The sequence below is a fragment of the Shewanella sp. HN-41 genome, assembly GCF_000217915.1.
Lineage (GTDB): Bacteria > Pseudomonadota > Gammaproteobacteria > Enterobacterales > Shewanellaceae > Shewanella.
The window spans coordinates 305,813-328,369 of the sequence record NZ_AFOZ01000014.1 but is presented as its reverse complement, the minus strand read 5'-3'; the positions used below and the strand labels follow the sequence as shown (position 1 = coordinate 328,369).

Here is a 22,557-nt window from a genome sequence, read left to right as displayed (position 1 = left end):
ACTTACCAAGCTCTGGCGACTAGACCTTTTAAGTAGAATCCTTCGGGGAAGGCGCTACCTATGGGGTGATCGCTCGCTTGGCTTAAGCGCTCGATAAACTGGATTTCACGTTTCGCATCCAGCGCCGCATCGGCCACGATTTTTTGGAACAGATCCGCAGGCATTAATCCCGAGCAAGAGAAGGTCAATAACACCCCGCCCGGATTTAACAACTGCAATGCAATCATGTTGATGTCTTTATAACCGCGGCAAGCCCCGTTCAACTGCGCCTTGTTATCGGCAAATTTAGGCGGGTCAAGTACGATCACATCGAAGGTTTTGCCTTCATCACGGTATTGGCGCAGCAACTTGAACACATCGGCCTCGTTGTAATGCACATTGTCATCACTCAAACCGTTTATTTGCATATTTTGGCGCGCCGTCGCTAATGCTAAAGAAGACACATCGACGTTTTCTATGCTGGCGGCGCCTGCTTTCGCGGCGTACAGACCAAAGGTGCCTGTGTAGCAGAAACAGTTCAATACCGATTTATCTTTCACAAACCGGGCGGCAATCGCGCGGTTATCACGTTGATCGAGGTAGAACCCCGTCTTATGACCTTTAGTCACATCGACGGCGATCTTGATGCCGTTTTCTTCGATAATCACCGGCATTTCAGGCAGAGTGCCATGCAGTAACCCCGTCACAGGCAGCAGGCCTTCTTTCTTACGGGAATCCACATCGGAGCGCTCATAGATAGCACAATCAGGATATTGCTCGGCCAATAGTTCGACTAAGGTATCACGCCAAAAATCCGCCCCCGTACTGAGTAACTGACACACCAACACGTTGGCGTACTTATCTATGGTAATACCGGGTAAACCATCGGACTCGGCGGCGACTAAACGATAACCCGTTAGCCCTTGCTCGCGGATTAAATCATTACGGCCAATTTGCGCTCGCTGTAAGCGTCTTGCAAAAAACTCGCGATCAATTTCTTCTTCGCGATCGAAAGTCCAAATCCGCACTTGGATTTGTGACTCAGGCGACCAGGCACCACGGCCCAACCAATGGCCATCATGGGCAACCACATCCACAGTTTCACCCGCTTCTGGTTTTCCCTTAATGTTATGAATCGCATTAGAAAATACCCAAGGATGGCGGCGTTCGAGCGATTTCTCACGGCCGGGTTTAAGTTTGATCCTGATAGCCATAGTCTGCCTGTAAAATAGTGCCGCCTTTAAAAAAGGGCTGCAGTCTAAAAAATGGGAAACGGATGATATACCCAATGTCACCTAAGTGCGAGTACCGAACGCGCCGCAGCGCTTATTTACCATCATCCACGGGTTGTCGATCATACCTTATTTACGCCACTAAACCTGCGCAAGAGACACCATTTTTTCCATCAATTGAGCAATACCCCGGCGAACGAGATCGCGCCGGTCTCGATTTTTACAACATTATTTTAACTTAAGTTGAAAGATATTGGTCCGAGTGCGGGTCTCATTAACGCAACAGGAAAAGCACTGCGCCTTCGAAAGACTCGTTTAGCCAGCGCACAAAATATTCAAACGAATCGCTCGATAACAACTAGGCTTATTCCTGTGTTTATTAGTCAATGCTTTATTAAGCCGTCGATTTTACAGCTGTCGTTATCAAAGCAACCCAATCAAGATCACTGATTAGCAGTCATACTCAAAAGGAATAGATCATGAATAAGAAAGCACAAACCGCACTCACTGGCGCCGCACTCGCAATGGCGATGGCAAGCATGGCAGGTTATGCCAATGCCGCCGAACCTATGGCTGGCGCCAACAGTGCCGATCTCGTACATTGTTATGGTGTAAATACCTGTAAAGGCCATAACGATTGTAAAACCGCCGATAACGCCTGCGCCGGACACGCCAGCTGCAAGGGCAGTGGTTTTGTCGCTATGCCATCAAAAAGTTGTGGTGATGTCGGCGGTAAAGTGGCTGATGACTGGGTTGGCAAGATGGCCAATACCGAACTGGTCCACTGCTATGGCGTCAATACCTGCAAAGGCCATAACGATTGTAAAACCGCCGACAACGCCTGCGCCGGGCACGCAAGCTGCAAGGGCAGTGGCTTTGTTGTCACCCCCGCAAAAGCCTGTGGTGATATCGGCGGCAAAGTGGGTGCTTAAACGCCATATGCTGATTAGAAGTCGTGGCCAGCTCAGTGCTGGTCACACTTATCACCCTGTTTATCACACCGACAGCAGCAGACTTAAGGATAAGGAGTCAATGTGGCGCAAGATGTCATCACCCAAGCACCATTAGGTTTTGGCTTAGGCCTTAGGACGCAACATTTTGATGCCGTACTCAACACAGAGCCCGATATCGATTGGTTTGAAGTACTCTCGGAAAACTACATGGTCGCTGGCGGTAAACCCCGCTATTACCTTAAAGCAATAGGTGAGCGTTATCCCCTGGTGATGCACGGTGTTTCCCTGTCGATTGGCAGTACCGATCCCCTCAATATGGATTACCTTAAAGCCTTAAAGCAGCTAGCCAACGATGTGCAGCCCCAATGGATTTCCGATCATATCTGCTGGACCTCGATCCACGGGGTGAACAGCCACGATCTCCTGCCACTGCCCTATACCGAAGAAACCGTCAAGCATGTCGCGCAGCGGATTACAACCGTCCAAGACTTTTTAGGTCGCCGCATTTTGATGGAAAACGTTTCTAGCTATTTGTCCTATCAAGATTCCAGCATGGACGAATGGGAATTCGTTAATGCCGTGGCCGAGGCCGCTGATTGTTTAATCTTGTTAGATATCAATAATATTTACGTCAGTGCCCGTAACCATAATTTCAATCCGTTGGACTACTTGAATAAAATCAATCCCAAACGGGTGCAGCAATTCCACCTCGCCGGACACAGCGACTATGGCGACTATGTGATAGACACGCATGATCATGATGTACCAAGCAGCGTGTGGGACCTCTACCGTGCAGCACTGAAACGTTTTGGCGGCATCAGCACTATGATAGAGCGCGATGCCAATATCCCCGCGTTTTCCGCCCTCGAAGCCGAACTCACGATTGCCAGAAATATCGCCCGCGATACCTTAAGTGAGGCGCATCCACTCACCGCCGCCAAGGGTAGAAACAACATGCAGGAAGGAAAGGTTATCCCATGAGCCAACTTCAGCAGCTGCAACACGCATTTATGGATTATCTGCTGGCGAGCGCGGCGGTCGATACGCCGTCAACCCTTGAGCAAACCACGCAAACCTTCAAGGATAAGATTGCCGAGCAAGGCGGCATCAATGCCGATATTCGGATGCAGATCTATGCCAATGCCTATCGCATTCGTTTGACCGAAACCCTCGAAACCGACCACGAAATGCTGGGTATCTATCTGGGTGATGAATTCTTTGAGCGTATGGCAAAAGGTTACATTGCCAGTCAGCCATCGACGTTTACCTCACTGCGCAGTTTTGCCGATGCCCTGCCCGACTATTTAACCCAAGATGCGTTTTTCAGTCAGTATCCGATCATTGCCGATATTGCCCGCTTCGAGCGGCGTTTACTAAATGCCTTCGATGCGTTTGATAGCGAGCGCGCCACTTTTGCGCGCCTGCAAGCGCTGCCCGCCGAGCAATGGCCGGGTTGCCAACTGCGTTTTCATCCCAGCGTGCAGCTATTCCAATGCAACAGTAATGCGGTTGAAACTTGGCAAGCATTAAAACAGCAAGCATCACCGCCCAATCCCGATTATCAAGGCAAGCGAGCTTGGTTACTTTGGCGCGGCGAAAGCCGGTTAACTGAGTTTATTTCCCTATCCGAGTATCAACTCGCCCTATTGCTGGGTTTTATCGGCGGCGCTACCTTTGCCGAGCAATGCGAAATGATGTTGGCATTTTTTAGTGATGCGCAGGCGCCGATGCAAGTGCTGCAGGCACTGCAAGCTTGGTTTCAAATGGGGCTTATCCGCGATATCGCTTAATCTCAATGGGGTTTGTGTGAGTGAGCGCTAGCGTGATTTAAAGTAAGCTAGAGTCCGCTTGAGTGAGTTTAGGTTGCTTGATTTAGCTCGCTTAATTGAAGCATAAAACTTAGCTACGTAGCGCTAGCTCAACGATTACGGGCGCATGGTCAGTACTGTAGGCGTCGCGCTCATATTCGGGCCTGACTAAATGCCTGTCGCAGGTTTGATAATCCACCACTTGGGCTAAACTGCGGCCATGGCTCGCATCGAACTCGCTCGAAAGCAAAATATAATCCAGCACAGAACCTTTAGGGCCATAGTAATGGGTCGCCGCCCTGTGTTCCCTATGGTAAGCGGTATTACCCGTTAAACTGCCCTGCTGATTGGCATTAATAAATAGGTTGGCCTCGATAAATAACTCATAGGCATCTTTAAGTTGATATTGAGCAAACACCGCCGCTAACGCCGCATCCGATAAATGTCCGAGGCCAGCGGCTTTAATATCATTACTGTGAATACTCTCGCCCTGTATCGTTAGCGCATCTAAGGCGCCCATCGTCAGGCTGTCATTAAAGTCACCCATCACTACGACGGGATATTTAGATGCTTGCCTGCGCACCAATATGCCATGGAATAATAACGCAGCTTCTGCACCGCGCTGCATGGTAGATGCCCAGCGGCCCAAGGCTTGCTCGGTGAGCAATTGGGTTTCTGAATGCAGTGTCATGCTCGCCACCTGCGGCGCCAAGTCATCTAAGCCAAGGGGCTGATGTTCAAATAGCTTAGGTTCAAGTGGCTTAGGCTCGAGGGCTAATCCCGCGCGTTTTGACTTAAAGTGCACCACATAGTGATCGCACAAACCGATTTGCGGCACCTCAATGGTTGCACGCAGCACCTTACGGCTAAAGGCAAATTCATTCGATAATCCCATGGCCGCCACTAAGCGCGCATCAGGTTCGACACTGCTGATGTCCATAATGGGATAACGGGAGGCAAGCGCGACCACAGGGCTACGATAAATGTAGTCACTGATAAGCGTAGGTTCATCGACAATGGCAAAATGCACTAACCCTTGCTCGCTGGCGATACGCTTGAGCGGTTCAGGGCTAAACACTTCTTGAAATCCGACAACATCGGGTTGACGATGGGCGAGAAACTCACTCAGCCATAGGCACTTTTTCTGCCACTGGCCATGGCTATAGATATTTTCAAAATCGTAGTAAGCCAAAGGTGGCTCAATAAAGTTAAACAGATTGACACTGGCGATCTTAATATTCGCCAGCTTAGTATGGAGAACGGCTGCCGTCATTGGCCTAGGATCATCGATATCATGTGTCATAGCTTAATACCTCTAACTCTGAATACGGCGGTGGATATTTATGTTCCCTTTGCCTTATCAGCAAAGAGCAGTTTAAAAAACATACTGACAACCTTTTCCTGCGTGCAAATCCATCAACAGCCGCAATAAATTCACACGAAACCCAGCACCACACAAGCGTTAACTTTTATTTAAAATATAAATCCAAACAAAAACATATGTAATTTTTTGTGCGGTTGACTTTCGATTTGAGTCCCTTAAAATCAAGCCACTTTTCATCATTGCGGAGACCCACTGTGGGCACACACATAAGCGACAGTAGATGCCCTGTCCAAAAGACAGGATTTAACGCCTAGCACTAGCCCGCAATAATTGCTGCTACCTGCTAAGCAGGGTAGTAGTGTGAACCATTCTTCACTCCGCCTCCCCCAAAATATCAATCACAAACCGTAAAGCCTAGGCCTCTGGCTGCGCTTTTCGCCATTCCAGCGTGTTCGCTGGGGTTGGGTTATGGGTATTTTTTGTATCTCAAAGCAAGTTTTTGCCTCGGTACCCTCCGTTTACCCCTATGGATTAACACCTAAGGGTTTACACCTGAGGAGCCTCAACATGGCTTATATAAACAACACGTTCATTTTACGGTCTTTATCCTGTGCAAGCATCAGTTTGTACTACAGCATGCGTGCGGCGGCATCACACCTCGAAATGGATGATCCCGCCCTCGCAGATCGCTGCGAATTAGAAATGGGCTGGCAACAACCCAGATCGGATCATGCTCGGGCGCAATTAAATGCAGCCATCACCTGCAGCCGCAGTCAATGGGAATGGCATTTAGGACTAGCGTCTAATGCCAATGACAATATTCGTGAAGAGCAGGCTGAAGTCGGCATCAAGCTACCGCTCAACTTAAGCTATCTCTCCCACTCAGATCCATTGCTACTACAGGACGATTGGCACAGTGCACTGGTGATCAATCTGCAAAAAAACCTCGATATCGACAACGGATTTGCCACCGAAATCTTCGGCATAGTAGGCAAAACCTTAGGCGACTCCGATGTCAGCCTCTATGCCAACTTAGGGTTGACCTATGGGTTTAATGAGCCAACCCAATTACTGGCGGGCATCGCGGCGGCCTATAAACTCAGCAGTCACCATCACCTGATCGCCGAGCTTTACCAAAAAGAGTTGAGCAATGCGGCCTATCAGCTCGCCTATCAACACACGCAGCAACGGCAGCTACAGCTGGAATTGAGCCTAGGTAATGCCCTTAGCGGCAACGCGCTGCAACTTGGCGCAGACATCACTTTTTACTTTGGTCACTAGATCGTTGAGAGAATGAACTATGAACATGAATAACAGCACAAACAACACTAAACAAATCATCCATAATCTTAGGACCGCTAGTATTGGCTTACTCTATCGTAAGCGTGTAGTTTGGTTGGTGATTTTGGTCTTTGGCAATATCTTCTCTGGGGCAAGTATCGCCTTTTTCGAAGATACCATCGCCAGTTATGTGTCCTTGGTCTTCTTCCTGCCGCTACTGATCGATAGCGGCGGTAATGCGGGCTCACAATCGGCCACCTTAATGGTCCGCGGTTTAGCCACGGAGGAAGTTAAAATCAAGGACTGGCTATCTATGTTCAGCCGGGAGTTACTGGTGGCGGGTTTACTGGGCGCCAGCATGGCTGCGGCCGTGTCCTTGCTAGGATTTTGGCGCGGGGGGCCTGAAATCGCATTGGTTGTGGCGCTCACGATGCAAATTGTGGTGATTATTGGCAGCTTGATTGGTATGTCACTGCCCTTCCTGCTGAGCAAATTAAAGATGGATCCTGCTGCGGCGAGTGCGCCACTGATCACCTCCATCGCCGATATCATTGGTGTGTTGGTTTACTTTAGCATTGCAACCCTAGTGCTCGATTTACCAATGCCTTAGATAATATCAATGGGGAACACTGCCGATTGCCTTAGCCGTGCTTCCCATCAACACTAGGGTCTCACTTTGCCCTCGGCTAAATCGACTAGTAACCACAAAAAATATAAGAATAAACCCTAGGGATCGCGTAATATTTCGGTAGCAAGATTAATTTTTACCTATCCTTAACATTCGTAAATCCACAGCCATTCAACAAGCAGTAGCCATTACGATACTAACAAAGGTTTAGAGGTTTTTATGTGGTTTAATTCCAAGCTCAACACGGAAAATAATAGACTCAAGCAACAACTCGCCGAGCAGCAGCATAGATATCAAATCGAAATTGATGAACTCAAAGCTATGGTGCGTGAAAACGAAACCATGCAACAGCAATCACGCCAAAATACCGATCTCTTTAATGAAGTGATTGCCTGCCAAAACCAAGGGGGGGAGATGCTACATACAGTGCGCGATGGCCTAGCCAACAGTGCTGAATTACTCACCGCCGAACAAGAAGAACTGTCAGAACTCGATAAGATTTTCGATCAGACCCGTGTCGCTATCGTGAATTTAGGCAGCAGGGCGACTTATATTAATGAGCAGGCCATGGGCAGTATGAAAGCCGTGACCGAGTTAGATACAACAACCTCATCGATCAATCAATTTGTCGCGGCAATTCAAGGGATTTCAGAACAAACTAACCTTCTAGCATTGAATGCCGCCATCGAAGCCGCCCGAGCTGGCGAAGCGGGACGGGGCTTTGCCGTAGTCGCAGATGAAGTGCGCCAACTGGCCAGCAAAGCCCATGAAGCCAGCAGCCAAATTGAAAAACTGGTGAAACAAATCGTCACTCAAGCGGCGAGTATTAAAGAGATTGTTCATAATAATCAGAGCAGTGCCATGGATGTCGCCTCATCATCGACCCAGATAGGCCAAGTGGTTGAAGACGTATTACAGCGCTCTAAAAAAATGCAACAGGTTATCCATAACGCCGCCACAGCCTCTTTCTTAAATACCACTAAACTGGACCATGCAGTTTGGAAGAGCAACATATACCAACTGATTGAAAAACCAAAACATAACCACGATATAAACTCGCATACTGAGTGTCGCTTAGGGCAATGGTATTTCAAAGGATTTGGGGCTGAACATTACCAGCATTTGAGTAACTTCAAGGCCTTAGATGTACCACATAAGGCAGTGCACGAGGCGGGTAAAGCGGCGCTCAATGCAAGGCAAAAAGGTCATCTGCCTGAGATGGTTAAACAACTGCATTTAATGGAAGATGCCAGTATGCGCGTTGTCTATTGCCTAGATAATCTTATGCGTGATGTGTATCGGGTCTAAATACCTCAGTTTCTCAACCCCAGTCCCCCACCGAAGAGCGAGATATCTGCGCTTTCGGTGGGTATAAACCCAATCCATAATTTCAATTTACAAAAATAAGCAAAGCCCTACTTGCTAGCCGAAGGCATCTCATCTTTAATAGCGTTAGAGCAAGCCGTGAGACTCAATTATAACATTCTAATTTTTAGGGTTATTAATGAAATTTGTCACAGGCACTTTGCTCACTATTTTTCTCTGCAGCACCTTTCCCCTAGGTGCACAGCCGCTAAACATCTATACCGAAGAATGGTCGCCGATCAGTTTTTCCATTGAGGGTAAACCCGCTGGTTTAGCGGTGCAGGTCGTAGAAGAAATTCAACAGCGCATCAAAAACTCAGATCCTATCAGGGTCGTACCTTGGGCTCGGGGCTGGAAAATGCTAACCGAACAACCCAATACAGTGCTGTTTACTATGACGCGTACGGCCGAAAGGGAGCAGATGTTTACTATGATAGGGCCAGTTGCCGTCGGCACGACCAATTTTTATGCCTTAAAAAATAGCGGCATAAAAATCACCACCCTAGATGATGCTAAAACAGCTATGGCGATTGGCGTCTATCGTGCCTCAGTGGAGGAACAATTGCTCATTGAGCATGGTTTTAGCAATCTTGCCGCCTCATCGACCCCATTATTGAGCGCAAAGCAATTGATGAAACACCGTATCGATCTTTGGTGTAATGCCAATCTCACCGCGCCGAGCATTCTTGCCGATGCGGGCGCCAGTATCGATGAGGTCGAGTCCCTCTATACCATCAGCGCCAATCATCTGTATATTGCTTTTTCAAAGGGCACGCCCAATGACGTGATCGAACAATGGAAAACCAGTCTCGCTGCAATAAAAGCGGACGGCACCTTCAAAGCAATTTACCACGCTTGGCTCCCCAAGGATGTTCCGCCGATGCAAACCGAGCGAATCGGGCTTGGCAACTAAATCGAATCTGTTAGGTCCATCGACAGCTCTTAGAAAGGGCTCTCGCAAATCCAGTCGATACGCTCGCCCGTTATAGGATGATCGAAGGCTAAGCGGGTCGCATGCAGCATCAATCTGGGATGACACTTAGTCTTAGAGATCTCATCATGTGCATCAACTGTGTCAGTCCTCCTCTCTCCCACACCACCATAAAGATCGCACCCCAGTATCGAGTGGCCCAATTGCTGACTGTGGAGCCTAAGTTGATGGGTGCGACCGGAGACTGGGGTGAATTCGACCCGCGTAGCAAAAGGTTCGGCTAATCGTTCCAGCACGCGATATTCGCTGATCGCAGGTTTACCTGTGCTGTGACAAATTTTCTGCAGCGGGAAGTTGTCACTATCCTTAGCGATCGGCAGATTAATGACGCCACTATCATAGGTTAAATGCCCATGGAGCAAAGCGGTGTAACACTTTTGGACAGTGCGAGCCTGAAACTGTTTGGTCAACAAGCCGTTAACGATTTTACTGCGCGCCACTAGCATGATACCCGAAGTACCAAAATCGAGTCTGTGCACTAAGGTTGCACTCGGAAAATCCTGCACTAAGCGATGATGCACCGAATCAAGATTCAGCGGATTCTTCCCCGACAGACTCAATAAGCCGCTCGGTTTATCTATCAGTAAAATATCACTATCTTGGTAAAGGATCTTAATCTGTCCCTCACAGGGCGGTGCAATAAAAGTATCGACTCTCACATGGGGATCATAGGTAAGGGGCATAAGGTTCCAGATATTAGCAACAATGACAAACAATAAGGCCGTATAACCTAAGTTATACGGCCTTATTGACGTGCATTAACAGTCTGACTTATTTAGCCAGCACGCGCTGATGCAGTTCTTGTACCGAAGTCACATTGGTACGATCATCGGCAGCATGGGCCATACAAGTGGCGAATGCGGCGTTCATGGTCGTGGTGTAGTTCACTTTGTAACGCAGTGCACCGCGGCGCAATTGACGAGAATCTTCAATCGCTTGGCGACCTTCGGTGGTGTTCACAATATAAGTGTATTCACCATTCTTGATGCGATCGAGAATGTGTGGACGACCTTCATGCACCTTGTTTACTAGACGTGGGTTGATACCCGCTTCGCCTAGGATAACCGCAGTACCGTGGGTGGCGTCGATTTGGTAACCGAGCTCAATTAACTTAGCCGCTAAATCGGCAACACGTTTCTTATCGCTGTTACGCACAGACAATAATGCACGACCCGACTTAGGCACCTCAGAAGTTGCCCCTAACTGTGCCTTGGCATAGGCTTCGGCGAAGGTATCGCCCACACCCATCACTTCACCGGTAGAGCGCATTTCTGGGCCTAACAGTGGGTCAACACCAGGGAACTTGTTAAAGGGCAACACCACTTCTTTCACTGAGTAGAAAGGTGGGATCACTTCTTTAGTGAAGTTTTGCGACTTCAAGCTTTGACCCGCCATCACACGCGCGGCAATCTTAGCTAAAGGCACGCCCGTCGCTTTGGACACGAATGGCACGGTACGGGCTGCACGTGGGTTAACTTCAATCATGTAGATTTCGTTATCTTTCACGGCAAACTGTACGTTCATCAGACCGATAACACCGAGTTCCATCGCCAATTTACCCACTTGCACGCGCATACGGTCTTGGATTTCTTGGCTTAGCGTGTACGGTGGCAGTGAGCAACCAGAGTCACCCGAGTGAACACCCGCCTGCTCGATATGCTCCATAATGGCGCCGATCACCACAGTTTCACCGTCGCACACGGCATCGATATCCACTTCGATGGCATCATCCAAGAAGTGATCGAGCAGTACTGGTGAGGCGTTCGATACGCTCACGGCTTCGCTAAAGTAGCGCAGTAAATCCTGTTGGTCGTACACGATTTCCATCGCGCGCCCGCCCAATACATAGGATGGCCGCACCACCAGTGGATAACCGATACGCTCGGCGGCAATCACCGCACCTTCAACGGTAGTGACTGTATCGTTTTCAGGCTGTTTCATCTCTAGACGTTGGATTGCCTGTTGGAAACGTTCACGGTCTTCCGCTCGGTCAATCGCATCAGGGCTAGTACCAATGATTGGCACACCAGCCGCCTCAAGGGCGCGAGCCAATTTCAGTGGCGTTTGGCCACCGTATTGCACGATAACGCCCTTTGGCTTCTCGATACGGACGATTTCTAATACATCTTCCAGTGTGACTGGCTCGAAGTACAGACGGTCTGAAGTATCGTAGTCGGTTGAAACGGTTTCAGGGTTACAGTTCACCATAATGGTTTCATAACCGTCTTCACGTAGCGCTAACGCCGCGTGTACACAGCAATAGTCGAACTCTATGCCTTGGCCGATACGGTTTGGTCCACCACCTAACACCATGATTTTGTCACGGTTTGAAGGGTTGGCTTCACACTCTTCCTCGTAGGTCGAGTACATATAAGCCGTATCTGTCGCAAACTCGGCCGCACAGGTATCCACGCGCTTGTAGACAGGGTGCAGATTGAAGCGGTCACGCAGCTTACGCACTTCGGCTTCGCTCACGCCTAATACATCGGCCAGACGCGCATCGGCAAAGCCTTTACGCTTCAGCTTACGCAGTAAATCTTCATTTAAGCCCGCAAGGCCTGCTTCGGCAACTTGACCTTCTAGCTGAACAAGCTCTTCGATTTGTACCAAGAACCAAGGGTCGATATTGGTCAGACGGAAGATCTCATCTAGGCTTAGACCAACGCGCATCGCATCGGCAATGTACCAAATGCGGTCACAGCCGGGCTCTTTCAGCTCGAGGCGAATACGTGACATAGCCTCTGGCTTAGTCATATCTGTGATAGGGTCTAAACCATGGCGACTCACTTCTAAACCACGTAAGGCCTTTTGCAGTGACTCTTGGAAAGTACGGCCAATTGCCATCACTTCACCCACAGACTTCATCTGTGTGGTTAAACGATCGTTAGAACCCGCAAACTTTTCAAAGTTAAAACGAGGCACTTTAGTCACAACGTAGTCAATTGCTGGCTCGAATGACGCAGGCGTACGGCCACCTGTGATGTCGTTCATCAGCTCATCGAGGGTGAAACCTACGGCTAACTTAGCGGCGATTTTCGCAATTGGGAAACCCGTTGCCTTCGATGCTAATGCCGATGAGCGCGATACCCTTGGGTTCATCTCGATGATCACCATACGGCCATCTTTCGGATTAATACCAAACTGTACGTTTGAACCACCTGTCTCAACCCCAATCTCACGCAGTACCGCCATAGAGGCATTGCGCATCAATTGGTATTCTTTGTCGGTCAGGGTTTGAGCTGGCGCAACGGTAATAGAGTCACCGGTATGCACGCCCATAGGATCGAAGTTTTCGATAGAGCAGACGATGATGCAGTTGTCGTTACGATCACGGACCACTTCCATCTCGTACTCTTTCCAACCGATTAAGCTTTCATCAATAAGCAGCTCTTTCGTTGGCGATAAGTCGAGGCCCTGGGAACAAATCTCTTCGAATTCTTCCTTGTTATAGGCGATACCGCCACCCGAGCCACCCATAGTGAATGATGGACGAATAATACAAGGGAAACCCACTTGGTCGAGTACACCATAGGCTTCTTCCATACTGTGGGCGATGCCCGCACGTGGACACTCTAAACCAATACGTTTCATCGCTTGGTCAAAACGGCTGCGATCTTCTGCCTTGTCGATGGCATCGGCGGTTGCGCCAATCATCTCGACATTAAATTCCGCCAGTACGCCTTTAGCCTCTAACTCTAGGGCGCAGTTCAGTGCGGTTTGACCACCCATGGTCGGCAGAATCGCATCGGGACGTTCCTTAGCGATAATGTTACGCACCACTTCCCAGTGAATTGGCTCGATATAAGTCGCATCGGCCATTTCTGGGTCGGTCATAATGGTGGCTGGGTTAGAGTTCACTAGAATGACACGGTAACCTTCTTCACGCAGCGCTTTACACGCCTGTGCGCCTGAATAATCAAACTCACATGCCTGACCAATAACAATCGGACCGGCGCCTAGGATAAGAATACTCTTTATATCTGTACGTTTTGGCATTGCTCTTCTCTTCTCCTAGCTAGCGTACTACTTGGCGTTCTGACGGTATATTTCGATAAGCTCGATAAAGTGATCGAACAGCGGGGCTGCATCGGTCGGGCCTGGGCTCGCTTCGGGGTGACCCTGGAAGCTAAACGCAGGTTTATCCGTACGATGGATACCTTGCAATGAACCATCGAACAGCGACTTATGGGTCACTTTAATATTGGCAGGCAAGGTGGTTTCATCGGCAGCAAAACCGTGGTTTTGGCTGGTGATCATCACATTACCTTTCTCAATATTGCTCACTGGGTGGTTTGCACCGTGGTGACCAAACTTCATCTTTAAGGTTTTCGCGCCCGATGCTAGAGCCAGTAACTGGTGGCCCAAACAGATACCGAAAATGGGCACCTCTGTCTTGAGGATTTGTTGAATCGCTTCAATGGCATAATCGCATGGCTCTGGATCGCCAGGGCCGTTAGAGAGGAACACCCCGTCAGGGTTCATCGCTAACACTTCGGCGGCCGAAGTTTTAGCCGGCACTACGGTCACGTCGCAGCCACGGTCCACTAGCATACGCAGAATGTTTTGCTTAATACCGTAATCGTAGGCGACCACTTTGTATTTAAGCTCTTCTACTGGCGTATCAGCGGGTAAGCCACCGACTAAACGCCAGCTGCCTTTACGCCATTGATAGGCTTTATCTGTGGTAACTTCTTTGGCTAAGTCCATGCCTTTTAAACCTGGGAAGGCTTTAGCAGCAGCAAGGGCTTTGGCTTCATCTAAGTCAGCACCCGCCATAATACAACCAGCTTGGGCACCTTTTTCGCGCAGAATGCGAGTTAACTTGCGGGTATCGATATCGGCTATGCCAACGACATTGTTCGCTTTAAGATAATCGCTTAATGTCTGTTGGTTACGGAAACTACTTGCTATGAGCGGAAGATCGCGAATGATAAGACCACAGGCGTGAACCCCATTGGATTCAATATCTTCATTATTAGTACCAGTGTTGCCTATGTGTGGGTAGGTTAAAGTTACAATCTGGCGTGAGTAGGATGGATCAGTTAAAATTTCTTGGTATCCTGTCATGGAAGTGTTAAAAACCACTTCACCAACAGAGAGTCCATCGGCACCAATCGCTGTGCCAGTGAATACGGTTCCATCTTCGAGTACGAGTAAGGCAGACTTTGTCAACGCGACCTCCATAAAGAGCCAAGCCACTGAAATATAATGTTTTTATGTTATGTTAAGATACCAATTTCCGCTGATTTACGAAATTTTGACAAATTCCAGCGAGTTTACAGGAAAAACGCTAAACCGTCCACCCATTGGTAACTGGGTGCAAAAAAAAACGCCAATTTGGCGTTTTTAATGAATTAATTCAAACCTAATACCTGCTGCATATCATACAGACCCGGCTTCTGCTCCACTAACCAGTGGGCGGCGCGCATAGCGCCATTGGCAAAGGTCATACGACTCGAGGCTTTATGGGTGATCTCTAAACGCTCACCGATATCGGCAAACATGGCGGTATGTTCACCCACTAAATCACCGGCACGGATGGTCGCAAAACCTATGGTTTCACGGTCACGTTCACCCGTGATCCCTTCACGGCCGTATACAGCACATTTTTCGAGATCGCGACCTAAGGTCTTTGCGATCACTTCACCCATTTTGAGCGCTGTGCCCGATGGTGCATCTTTTTTATGTCTGTGGTGACCTTCGATAATTTCGATATCAGTGTAGTCACCCATGACTTCGGCAGCCAACTCGAGCAATTTCCACATCAGATTGACACCCACAGACATATTGGGCGCCATCACCACAGGGGTTTGCTCGGCAAAGGCATTAATCTGTTCTTTCTGAGCATGATTGAAGCCCGTAGTGCCGATCACCATGGCTTTCTTATGGCGAACACACCAGTCTAAATGGACAATACTGGCTTCGGGCGCGGTGAAATCAATCAAGACATCAAAATCATCGGTCGTATAATCGAGCGAATCCATAATGATGACATTCAATTTACCTATTCCTGCAAGCTCACCCGCATCCACACCCACTAGGCTAGAACCCACACGCTCAATGGCGGCGCCTAGCAAAATATGGTCGTGATTGTAAGCCGCTTCAATAAGAGTGCGTCCCATGCGACCACCCGCACCGACGATGGCAACTCTCACTTGTCCACCCATTTCAATCTCCTCAACACCCGTTCTTCTAGTCCATAAGAAAACGCCTAAGACTGGCTTAGGCGTTTCAATCACATTAGACGATGTCTAACAACTCAACTTCAAATACCAAAGTTGAGTATGGAGGAATAGAAGCCCCCGCGCCACGCTCACCGTAGGCTAAATGATGTGGTACGTATAATTTTAACTTAGTGCCAACAGGCATCAGTTGCAGAGCTTCAGTCCAACCCGCGATAACACCAGATACGGGGAATTCTGCAGGTTGGCCACGAACCACAGAGCTATCGAACACATCACCATTGATGAAAGAACCATGGTAGTGAGTACGAACTGTGTCTTCGTAGGTAGGTTTAGCGCCACTACCTTGAACTAATACTTCATACTGCAGACCAGATCCAGTCACAGTCACGCCATCACGCTTAGCATTTTCAGCTAAGAACGCATCGCCTTCAGCAGATGCAGCAGCTGCAGCTTGCTCTTGAGCAGCTTGAATACGACCGCTAATTTCAGTGAAAGCAACTTGCAGATCTTGCATAGACACAGCACTTTCTAAACCGGCAAACGCATCGGCTAAACCCGCTTGCACGGCTGGAATATCCACACCATCAAAAGAATTGGCGGCCAGTTGCTCACCCATTTGACGGCCTACACCGTAGCTTGCTTGCTGTTCAACAGTACTGAATTTATCAGACATAATTAACGACTCTCAATTATCAGTGGAATTTTGCGCGCCAGTTTACCATAGTTCAGCGAGCTATGCCGATAAACTGACTGCTTATTTAACTTTGGCAATAATTTCTTATTCTGAATGCGTATTTATCCACCAGCAGCGACTAATCTGGCTTAAGTGCTGTACTTGGCAGAATGACTTTTCCCTCGGCATTTAAGCGTTATTTAGGCACCACACATTGGCTGTTCATATTGGCCTTAGCCTCCTGATAAAGCGGCTGCATTTGCCCTTGTAACTGCTCAAGTTGGGCGATGCGATTGCTGTTCGATGGATGAGTCGATAATAATTCAGGCCCTTGGCTACCGCCCGCCTTTGACATATTTTGCCAGAGCGCCACGCTCTGCGCCGGGTCGAATCCGGCACGCGCCATTAACTCCAAGCCCATCACATCGGCCTCGCTCTCTTGGGCGCGGCCAAAGGGCAGAATAACGCCGACCTGAGCGCCTAGACCCAAGGCCGACATATATAAGTCACGATTAGACACGCCACTCGCCCCCAGCGCCACATCTGCTATTTGCATGCCGACGTTCGTTAACTGTCCGCGAGATACCTGCTCGTTACCATGTTGTGCCAACACATGTGCCACTTCATGACCTAATACCGTAGCAAGTTGATCGGGACCTTTTGCGACCTTGAGTAAGCCGCTATACACACCAATGTGGCCACCCGGCAGTGCAAAGGCGTTAACTTGTTCAGAGTCAAACAAGACGACATCCCAGCGCTGGGTTTGATCCGGCAGCACTGCGGTCACACGATTGGCAACACAATTCACATATTGCGTCAGCTTTTTATCGCTACTCACCTTTTGTTGCTTTTTCATCTCCTCAAAGGAAGTATCCCCCATCTGCTGCATCTGCGCCGCAGAAAAGAGCAAAGTCTGCCCCCGCCCCGTTGGTGATTGTGTCGTCGCGCAGGCCGATAAACCGAGCACGAACGCCACTATGCCTAAACGCATTGATTTCATGTGACACTCCTTAAATCCCATGACGGGTGTGAAGATCCTTGAGCCTACTCGGGCTCAACTAATGGAAAGATTTTACTGAGATAGGATCAATAAGCCAAATTATGTCTGTGCCACACATAACAGTAACTCAAGCCCACTTTTACCATCGCTATGACGGGAAAACCTATTTATTTCAATAAAAATTAACAAATGTAAATAACCTGCAAAACCATTCGATAATAATTATCATTCGTGCGTCTTAGGTTTGATATCAGTCTTTAGCAGGACCCAATACTACGCCTTAATTTCGTGTTCACTTAATAGGATTTACTATGCGACTCGCGCTCACCCCATGTGCTGCTTCAATACGTTATGCTTTAGTTGGTTCAGCGTTATTTTCAGGTATGGCCTTTGCCACCTCACCAGTAGACTCTGTCACACCACCAGCAAACGTTGAACGCCTAATTATAACGGGGAGCCGCGTCGTGGAACGCATTGATGAAGTCCCCTCCTCAGTTACCTTAATTGATAACGCCACTCTTAACCAAGATCTCAAGGTCAGCTCTGAGCTACAGAATATTCTCACAATACGCGTCCCTGGTTTAGCGCCATCCTCAGGTACCTCGAGTAATGCCGGGCAAACGCTACGCGGGCGTAAGGCACTAGTACTGATTGATGGTGTACCGCAATCAACACCACTGCGTAATGGCTCGCTTGATATACGCTCTGTGGATGTTAATGCCATTGAACGTATTGAAGTGATTAAAGGCGCGACCTCAATCTACGGTAATGGAGCCGCCGGCGGTATTATCAACTACATCACCAAGAAACCTGGCGACAGTAAAGCGCAGGTTAACCTTGGCGCCTCGAGTAAATTCAGTACCGTTAAGTTTGAAGACAGCGCTGGCTATCGCTTTAATGCGGGAGTGGATGGCTCACTTGAAAAATTCAGTTATGTATTAAATGCCGTGACCGAAGAAACGGGTCTGCAGCGTGATGCAGAAGGTGATGTACCGGGCCTAGTTTATGGATTATCCGAAACGAAAACTCAAAACCTATTTACCAAGTTGCAATATCAGTTTACCGGTGCCAGATCGCTGCAATTCACCTACAACTACTATGAAGCACAACAGGATGCCGACCTAGTCGATGTCACAGGCAGTGTCAATTCGGGCGTTAAAACCTACGCCATTAAAGATACCTCAGGCAAGCCTAAACTCGGCGAACCACAGGGGCCTAAGGGCAACCATAACCTGACCCTAAAATATGTTGACGATGCATTATTAGATAACACGCAAATGGTGCTAGACGCCTACAGCCAAAAAATCGATAACATGTTTTTCTTCTCGTCCTCACTCGCGAATCCTTCTGAAGGATACAGCGGTGGGCAATCGATTATTCTGTCTGAAAAAATTGGCTTACGCGCTAACTTTAATACCGAGGTCGATTGGGACCACATAGCCGCCAACTTTATTTATGGTGTCGATGCCTTGCAGGATATCAGCAGTCAGCCGCTCGAAGATGGCCGTATTTGGGTCCCTGAAATGGACATGACCAACCTTGCTTTTTATCTGCAAACTAAGTGGGTCATGTTTGATGATTGGGTCATTAAGGCGGGAGTTCGTCAGGATAGTGTTGATTTAAGTGTTAAGGATTACAGCACGTTAAAGCTGTGTGCGAGTGCAACTCAGTGTACCGAATCAGTTGATGTAAAAGGCGGCGACTTAGGCTTTAACGCCACCACCTATAATTTAGGGTTACGTTATACAGGCAGTAGCTTTGCTAGCCCGTTTATCAGCTATTCCCAAGGCGCAGATATTTCTGATCTTGGTCTGTTGTTACGTACGGCATCGGTAAATGACATCGCCCTAATCAAAACAGAGGCAGCCATAATTGATAACTATGAGATAGGTGTATCAGGCTATATTGATCTCTTTTCCTATGAGCTAGCCGCCTTTTTCAGCGAATCAGAACTCGGCACTAGCAGCAAATATGACGCGGTATCAGGCGCATATGTGCCTATTCGCGCCCCGCAAGAAATTTGGGGCTACGAGGCGCAAGTCAGTTACGCTTGGCGAGACAATCTCAGCACTGGCATGAGCTATAGCTTCGTCGAAGGGAAAGATACCGAAAAGGATGAATATTTAGATGGGCAAGTCATCTCGCCACCTAAATTTACCGCCACCTTAGACTGGCAACCCACAGATGACAGCAATATTAGCCTTGCCTATCTATATGTCGGTGACCGCGACCGATTCGAGCCAGTGAATGGCGCGTATGTTGGCAGCCAAGGACCCGTTGAGCATTACAATATTGTCAATTTGAGCAGTAGCTACCAAATAGATGATTGGACTTTATCACTTGGAGTGGAAAACTTGCTCAACGAAGATTACTACTCTGCCCGCTCGCAATCTTTTACCTTTAAGGGCTACAACACCAAAGGCTTAGGGACGACAATGAATGTCGGCGTAAGCTATCAGTTTTAAGATGCTCTCGAAAAAGAGTTAATCACAGAGTAAATGAAGCCAAATAGGATAGAGCGTTCTGCTTGGCTTCATACTCTATACCAAGAACAAAATCTGCAGGTCAATGAGTTATATGGCTCATCCAAAAGTCGGACTTTAACGACCTAAACCGTTACTGCTAGATTTTTAAGCTTAGATTAGATTAAGTTTGCTATCTGTCTTTATTGAATAAACTCTTTACCATCATGTATTTCATCGTAATCGCGAACCTATGTATATCTATTCTATTAATCGCTCAATTTAATAATTTTGCTAAAATCCAGCGTTATGTTGAAAAGTATTATCCAGAAGAATGGCGTAAAGCTTCGGCGAATCCGATGAAAATCCGACTCAGGACAGCCAGAAGTGCCTATCTTCACGAGTCACTACAACATGGCTTTCTCTCAACACAAGCTGATCCAAAGCTTACTCAATTTACCCGAAATGAAAAACGCATTAGCTACCTTTGTGCGGTTATTCTTTTATGTGGTTTTATTTTTGCCTTGTTTTTTTAATATTCCTCCTTTAACAAGGCATAGAGATACTCATCACCCCACGCGCCCTTAAAGAAGATATTTTTGACATAATGGGCTTCGCGCCTAAAGCGGAGTTTTTCGAGTAAGCGACAGCAGGCAAGATTTTCTACGTCGGTGATGGCAATGACTCTATGCTTATGCAATTCAATAAAGAGGTAATCCAGCAATGCGCTGACGGCCTCAAAAGCGACATGTTGACCTTGATGCTCAGGCGCAATCGTAAAGCCGATCTCCACCTGCTGTTCATCAATAAAATGTAGCGCCAGATCGCCAACTAGTTTAGTCGATGTCGTTCCCGACGCCGCGCTGACAATCGCCAGTTGAAACCAAGTATCCGTGGCACCAAATTGCGCATAATCCATCTTCTCAAATAGCGCGACTGCATCGCTATAGCTGTAATCGGTCCAGCTTTGATATTTGGCGACCTTAGGGTCGGCTCGATAGGCGGTAAAAGCCTCCAGATCCGCCCGCTGGAATGGTCTAAGTACAAAGTGCTCGGTCGTTAAACCGTTATTCACCACTTTATGAAGTGCTTTACTTAACGCCAATGTCGATCCCATGACTTAGCTCCTTAATGTAAATAAGTCACTAAGTTACACCCAGAGCGAAAGTGATAACAGCGGCCAATGAGCTTTATTCTGTTATCAATTTAGTGATTGTGGCACGCCAAGCTTGAACGCTATGAATAGCTTCAAGCTCAGTGCTTACCTTTAAACGCTTTGGCACTGTGTTTATTAATGCTACGGCGGTTCGCCTGTTTATCCCGCAGTGGCCGCTTACGCTCAACCTTACCACCCGCAGCGCCATCACCGGATTTATCACTCGGCTTATCCGTTACCGGAAAATCGGCCAATAATGCCAGCGGTAACTCCCGCGCAGTTAAGCTGCGGATCGCCGTTAAGCTAGGCATTTCACCATGGCACACGAGGGAAATCGCCAGCCCTTTTTCGCCTGCGCGGGCGGTGCGGCCAATGCGGTGCACGTACACAGGTGCACTCATGGGTAAATCTAAGTTGATGACAACGGGCAAGGCATCCACATGAATGCCACGGGCCATCAAATCGGTCGCCACTAATACTTGAATGCGATTGGCTTTAAAGTCAGCTAAGGTTTGGCTGCGCACGGTTTGATCTTTTTCACCATGCAGCGCAGCAGCTTTCATCCCTGCTTTGGTGAGCCGTTTAGCGACAGCATCGGCATCATCACGGGCGCTAATAAACACCAGCACCTGTGGCCATTGGTATTGTTTTAACAGCGCAATTAATGCCTGCGCTTTACTGCCCTTATTCACTAAATAGAGTTGTTCTTCGATTTCACCAACCACTGAATTGACCTTGTGGGCTTCAACCCGTAACGGATCATTCACCAGCAATTTGCCCGCTAAGGCATCCAAAGCCTCGGGCAAAGTGGCAGAAAACAACGAGGTTTGCTTACGCTTAGGCATCAACGTCATCAGTTTTTGCACATCGGGCCAAAAACCCATTTCCAGCAGGCGATCCGCTTCATCCAGCACAAGATGTTTTATCGAATCGAGGCTAATATGGGATTGCTTGCATAAATCCAGTAAACGCCCAGGGGTTGCCACTAAAAGCTGCGGCTTGGTTGCAAGTTCGGCTAATTGCTCTTCCAACGCAACACCGCCACAGAGCAGCTGAATGTGTAAAGGCGCCGATGTCGATAACTGACTCGCCACCGCTTGCAACGCCTCGGTCACTTGCAGCGCTAACTCCCGTGTAGGCACCAGCACTAACGCCAGCGCATTTAAGGCCTGCACAGACTTAGCGCTCTGTAACTGTGTTTGCTGTTGAATTTGTTGATAGATGGCTTGCAGCATGGGCAAACCAAAGGCGAAGGTCTTCCCACTACCGGTTTGTGCTAAGGCTAACAAATCCCTCCCTGCAAGAATGGCTGGAATGGCCAATTGCTGAACCCGAGTCGGATAGTTAAGCGTTGTAGGCAAGGCCTTAACTAACGCCGTATTTAAGCCAAGCTCGGCAAAGGTTAGCGGCTCTAGGGAAGAAGAAAGCTTGGGAAAGGTCATTACTGCACCAGTTAAGAAACGGGAGCAAAAGTTTACTGAGAGTGGGATCAGATTACCAATCTTGCTTTCACTATTGTG

Annotated in this window: 17 protein-coding genes and 1 pseudogene; 8 read left to right on the top strand and 10 right to left on the bottom strand. The window is 48.3% G+C overall.

Translation table 11 applies throughout. From position 1 onward, the window contains the following. Nucleotides 1-2: 2 nt before the first annotated feature. On the bottom strand, nt 3-1,193 hold the full coding sequence (locus SOHN41_RS04050) for a class I SAM-dependent rRNA methyltransferase (RefSeq protein ID WP_007645923.1): 1,191 nt from the start codon (nt 1,191-1,193) through the stop codon (nt 3-5). A gap of 497 nt (nt 1,194-1,690) precedes the next feature. Here SOHN41_RS04050 and SOHN41_RS04045 point away from each other — a divergent pair, with 497 nt between their 5' ends. From SOHN41_RS04045 to SOHN41_RS04035, 3 genes are all read left to right on the top strand, one after another. Next, nucleotides 1,691-2,143, top strand: coding sequence for a hypothetical protein (locus tag SOHN41_RS04045; RefSeq protein ID WP_007645921.1), 453 nt, complete (start codon nt 1,691-1,693; stop codon nt 2,141-2,143). 102 nt (nt 2,144-2,245) lie between these two features. Then, the gene (locus tag SOHN41_RS04040; protein ID WP_007645920.1) at nt 2,246-3,145 is read left to right on the top strand and encodes a DUF692 domain-containing protein; all 900 of its coding nucleotides are present in this window, start codon (nt 2,246-2,248) and stop codon (nt 3,143-3,145) included. Beyond that, the gene (locus SOHN41_RS04035) at nt 3,142-3,954 is read left to right on the top strand and encodes a DNA-binding domain-containing protein (protein ID WP_007645919.1); all 813 of its coding nucleotides are present in this window, start codon (nt 3,142-3,144) and stop codon (nt 3,952-3,954) included. The genes SOHN41_RS04040 and SOHN41_RS04035 overlap by 4 nt, the downstream gene beginning before the upstream one ends. A 109-nt stretch (nt 3,955-4,063) precedes the next feature. On the opposite strand, the gene SOHN41_RS04030 is transcribed toward SOHN41_RS04035, so the two are convergent. Next, nucleotides 4,064-5,275 carry an endonuclease/exonuclease/phosphatase family protein gene (locus SOHN41_RS04030; RefSeq protein ID WP_007645917.1) on the bottom strand — a complete coding sequence of 404 codons (1,212 nt, stop codon included), beginning with the start codon at nt 5,273-5,275 and terminating at the stop codon, nt 4,064-4,066. Between the two features lie 588 nt (nt 5,276-5,863). On the opposite strand from SOHN41_RS04030, the gene SOHN41_RS04025 reads away from it, so the two are divergent. From SOHN41_RS04025 to SOHN41_RS04010, 4 genes and pseudogenes are all read left to right on the top strand, one after another. Beyond that, nucleotides 5,864-6,577 carry a hypothetical protein gene (locus SOHN41_RS04025; RefSeq protein WP_007645916.1) on the top strand — a complete coding sequence of 238 codons (714 nt, stop codon included), beginning with the start codon at nt 5,864-5,866 and terminating at the stop codon, nt 6,575-6,577. 55 nt (nt 6,578-6,632) lie between these two features. Next, a pseudogene (locus SOHN41_RS04020) lies at nt 6,633-7,187 on the top strand (magnesium transporter); the annotation flags it as partial. Between the two features lie 237 nt (nt 7,188-7,424). Next, the gene (locus SOHN41_RS04015) at nt 7,425-8,513 is read left to right on the top strand and encodes a methyl-accepting chemotaxis protein (protein ID WP_007645912.1); all 1,089 of its coding nucleotides are present in this window, start codon (nt 7,425-7,427) and stop codon (nt 8,511-8,513) included. Between the two features lie 196 nt (nt 8,514-8,709). Continuing rightward, nucleotides 8,710-9,483 carry a substrate-binding periplasmic protein gene (locus tag SOHN41_RS04010; protein WP_007645910.1) on the top strand — a complete coding sequence of 258 codons (774 nt, stop codon included), beginning with the start codon at nt 8,710-8,712 and terminating at the stop codon, nt 9,481-9,483. A 29-nt stretch (nt 9,484-9,512) separates the two neighbouring features. Here SOHN41_RS04010 and SOHN41_RS04005 read toward each other — a convergent pair whose 3' ends face one another. The 6 genes from SOHN41_RS04005 to SOHN41_RS03980 form a co-directional block, all read right to left on the bottom strand. After that, entirely contained in the window at nt 9,513-10,244 is a 732-nt protein-coding gene (locus SOHN41_RS04005; protein ID WP_007645908.1) for an RluA family pseudouridine synthase, read from the bottom strand. Between the two features lie 88 nt (nt 10,245-10,332). Continuing rightward, complete coding sequence (gene carB / locus SOHN41_RS04000; RefSeq protein WP_007645906.1) at nt 10,333-13,557, bottom strand: carbamoyl-phosphate synthase large subunit; 3,225 nt, start codon at nt 13,555-13,557, stop codon at nt 10,333-10,335. Nucleotides 13,558-13,584: 27 nt separating this feature from the next. Next, complete coding sequence (gene carA, locus SOHN41_RS03995) at nt 13,585-14,745, bottom strand: glutamine-hydrolyzing carbamoyl-phosphate synthase small subunit (RefSeq protein ID WP_083820730.1); 1,161 nt, start codon at nt 14,743-14,745, stop codon at nt 13,585-13,587. A gap of 170 nt (nt 14,746-14,915) precedes the next feature. Next, entirely contained in the window at nt 14,916-15,728 is an 813-nt protein-coding gene (gene dapB, locus SOHN41_RS03990) for a 4-hydroxy-tetrahydrodipicolinate reductase (protein WP_007645901.1), read from the bottom strand. A gap of 73 nt (nt 15,729-15,801) precedes the next feature. Further along, complete coding sequence (locus SOHN41_RS03985; RefSeq protein WP_007645896.1) at nt 15,802-16,419, bottom strand: FKBP-type peptidyl-prolyl cis-trans isomerase; 618 nt, start codon at nt 16,417-16,419, stop codon at nt 15,802-15,804. A gap of 196 nt (nt 16,420-16,615) precedes the next feature. Beyond that, a complete protein-coding gene (locus SOHN41_RS03980) occupies nt 16,616-17,419 on the bottom strand; it encodes a M48 family metallopeptidase (protein WP_007645894.1) in 804 nt (267 codons plus the stop codon). A 311-nt stretch (nt 17,420-17,730) separates the two neighbouring features. Here SOHN41_RS03980 and SOHN41_RS03975 point away from each other — a divergent pair, with 311 nt between their 5' ends. Further along, entirely contained in the window at nt 17,731-19,884 is a 2,154-nt protein-coding gene (locus SOHN41_RS03975) for a TonB-dependent receptor (RefSeq protein ID WP_007645892.1), read from the top strand. A 529-nt stretch (nt 19,885-20,413) separates the two neighbouring features. Here SOHN41_RS03975 and SOHN41_RS03965 read toward each other — a convergent pair. Then, entirely contained in the window at nt 20,414-20,998 is a 585-nt protein-coding gene (locus SOHN41_RS03965) for a GNAT family N-acetyltransferase (RefSeq protein WP_007645888.1), read from the bottom strand. Nucleotides 20,999-21,135: 137 nt separating this feature from the next. Then, nucleotides 21,136-22,479 (bottom strand): DEAD/DEAH box helicase, encoded by a 1,344-nt coding sequence (locus SOHN41_RS03960; protein ID WP_007645887.1) that lies wholly within the window; start codon nt 22,477-22,479, stop codon nt 21,136-21,138. Between the last annotated feature and the right edge of the window lie 78 nt (nt 22,480-22,557).

Coding starts and splice junctions, on each gene's coding strand:
- SOHN41_RS04050 (WP_007645923.1), bottom strand. CDS start 1,193: ATGGCTATCAGGATCAAACTTAAACCCGGCCGTGAGAAATCGCTCGAA.
- SOHN41_RS04045 (WP_007645921.1), top strand. CDS start 1,691: ATGAATAAGAAAGCACAAACCGCACTCACTGGCGCCGCACTCGCAATG.
- SOHN41_RS04035 (WP_007645919.1), top strand. CDS start 3,142: ATGAGCCAACTTCAGCAGCTGCAACACGCATTTATGGATTATCTGCTG.
- SOHN41_RS04030 (WP_007645917.1), bottom strand. CDS start 5,275: ATGACACATGATATCGATGATCCTAGGCCAATGACGGCAGCCGTTCTC.
- SOHN41_RS04025 (WP_007645916.1), top strand. CDS start 5,864: ATGGCTTATATAAACAACACGTTCATTTTACGGTCTTTATCCTGTGCA.
- SOHN41_RS04015 (WP_007645912.1), top strand. CDS start 7,425: ATGTGGTTTAATTCCAAGCTCAACACGGAAAATAATAGACTCAAGCAA.
- SOHN41_RS04010 (WP_007645910.1), top strand. CDS start 8,710: ATGAAATTTGTCACAGGCACTTTGCTCACTATTTTTCTCTGCAGCACC.
- SOHN41_RS04005 (WP_007645908.1), bottom strand. CDS start 10,244: ATGCCCCTTACCTATGATCCCCATGTGAGAGTCGATACTTTTATTGCA.
- carB (WP_007645906.1), bottom strand. CDS start 13,557: ATGCCAAAACGTACAGATATAAAGAGTATTCTTATCCTAGGCGCCGGT.
- carA (WP_083820730.1), bottom strand. CDS start 14,745: ATGGAGGTCGCGTTGACAAAGTCTGCCTTACTCGTACTCGAAGATGGA.
- dapB (WP_007645901.1), bottom strand. CDS start 15,728: ATGGGTGGACAAGTGAGAGTTGCCATCGTCGGTGCGGGTGGTCGCATG.
- SOHN41_RS03985 (WP_007645896.1), bottom strand. CDS start 16,419: ATGTCTGATAAATTCAGTACTGTTGAACAGCAAGCAAGCTACGGTGTA.
- SOHN41_RS03980 (WP_007645894.1), bottom strand. CDS start 17,419: ATGAAATCAATGCGTTTAGGCATAGTGGCGTTCGTGCTCGGTTTATCG.
- SOHN41_RS03975 (WP_007645892.1), top strand. CDS start 17,731: ATGCGACTCGCGCTCACCCCATGTGCTGCTTCAATACGTTATGCTTTA.
- SOHN41_RS03965 (WP_007645888.1), bottom strand. CDS start 20,998: ATGGGATCGACATTGGCGTTAAGTAAAGCACTTCATAAAGTGGTGAAT.
- SOHN41_RS03960 (WP_007645887.1), bottom strand. CDS start 22,479: ATGACCTTTCCCAAGCTTTCTTCTTCCCTAGAGCCGCTAACCTTTGCC.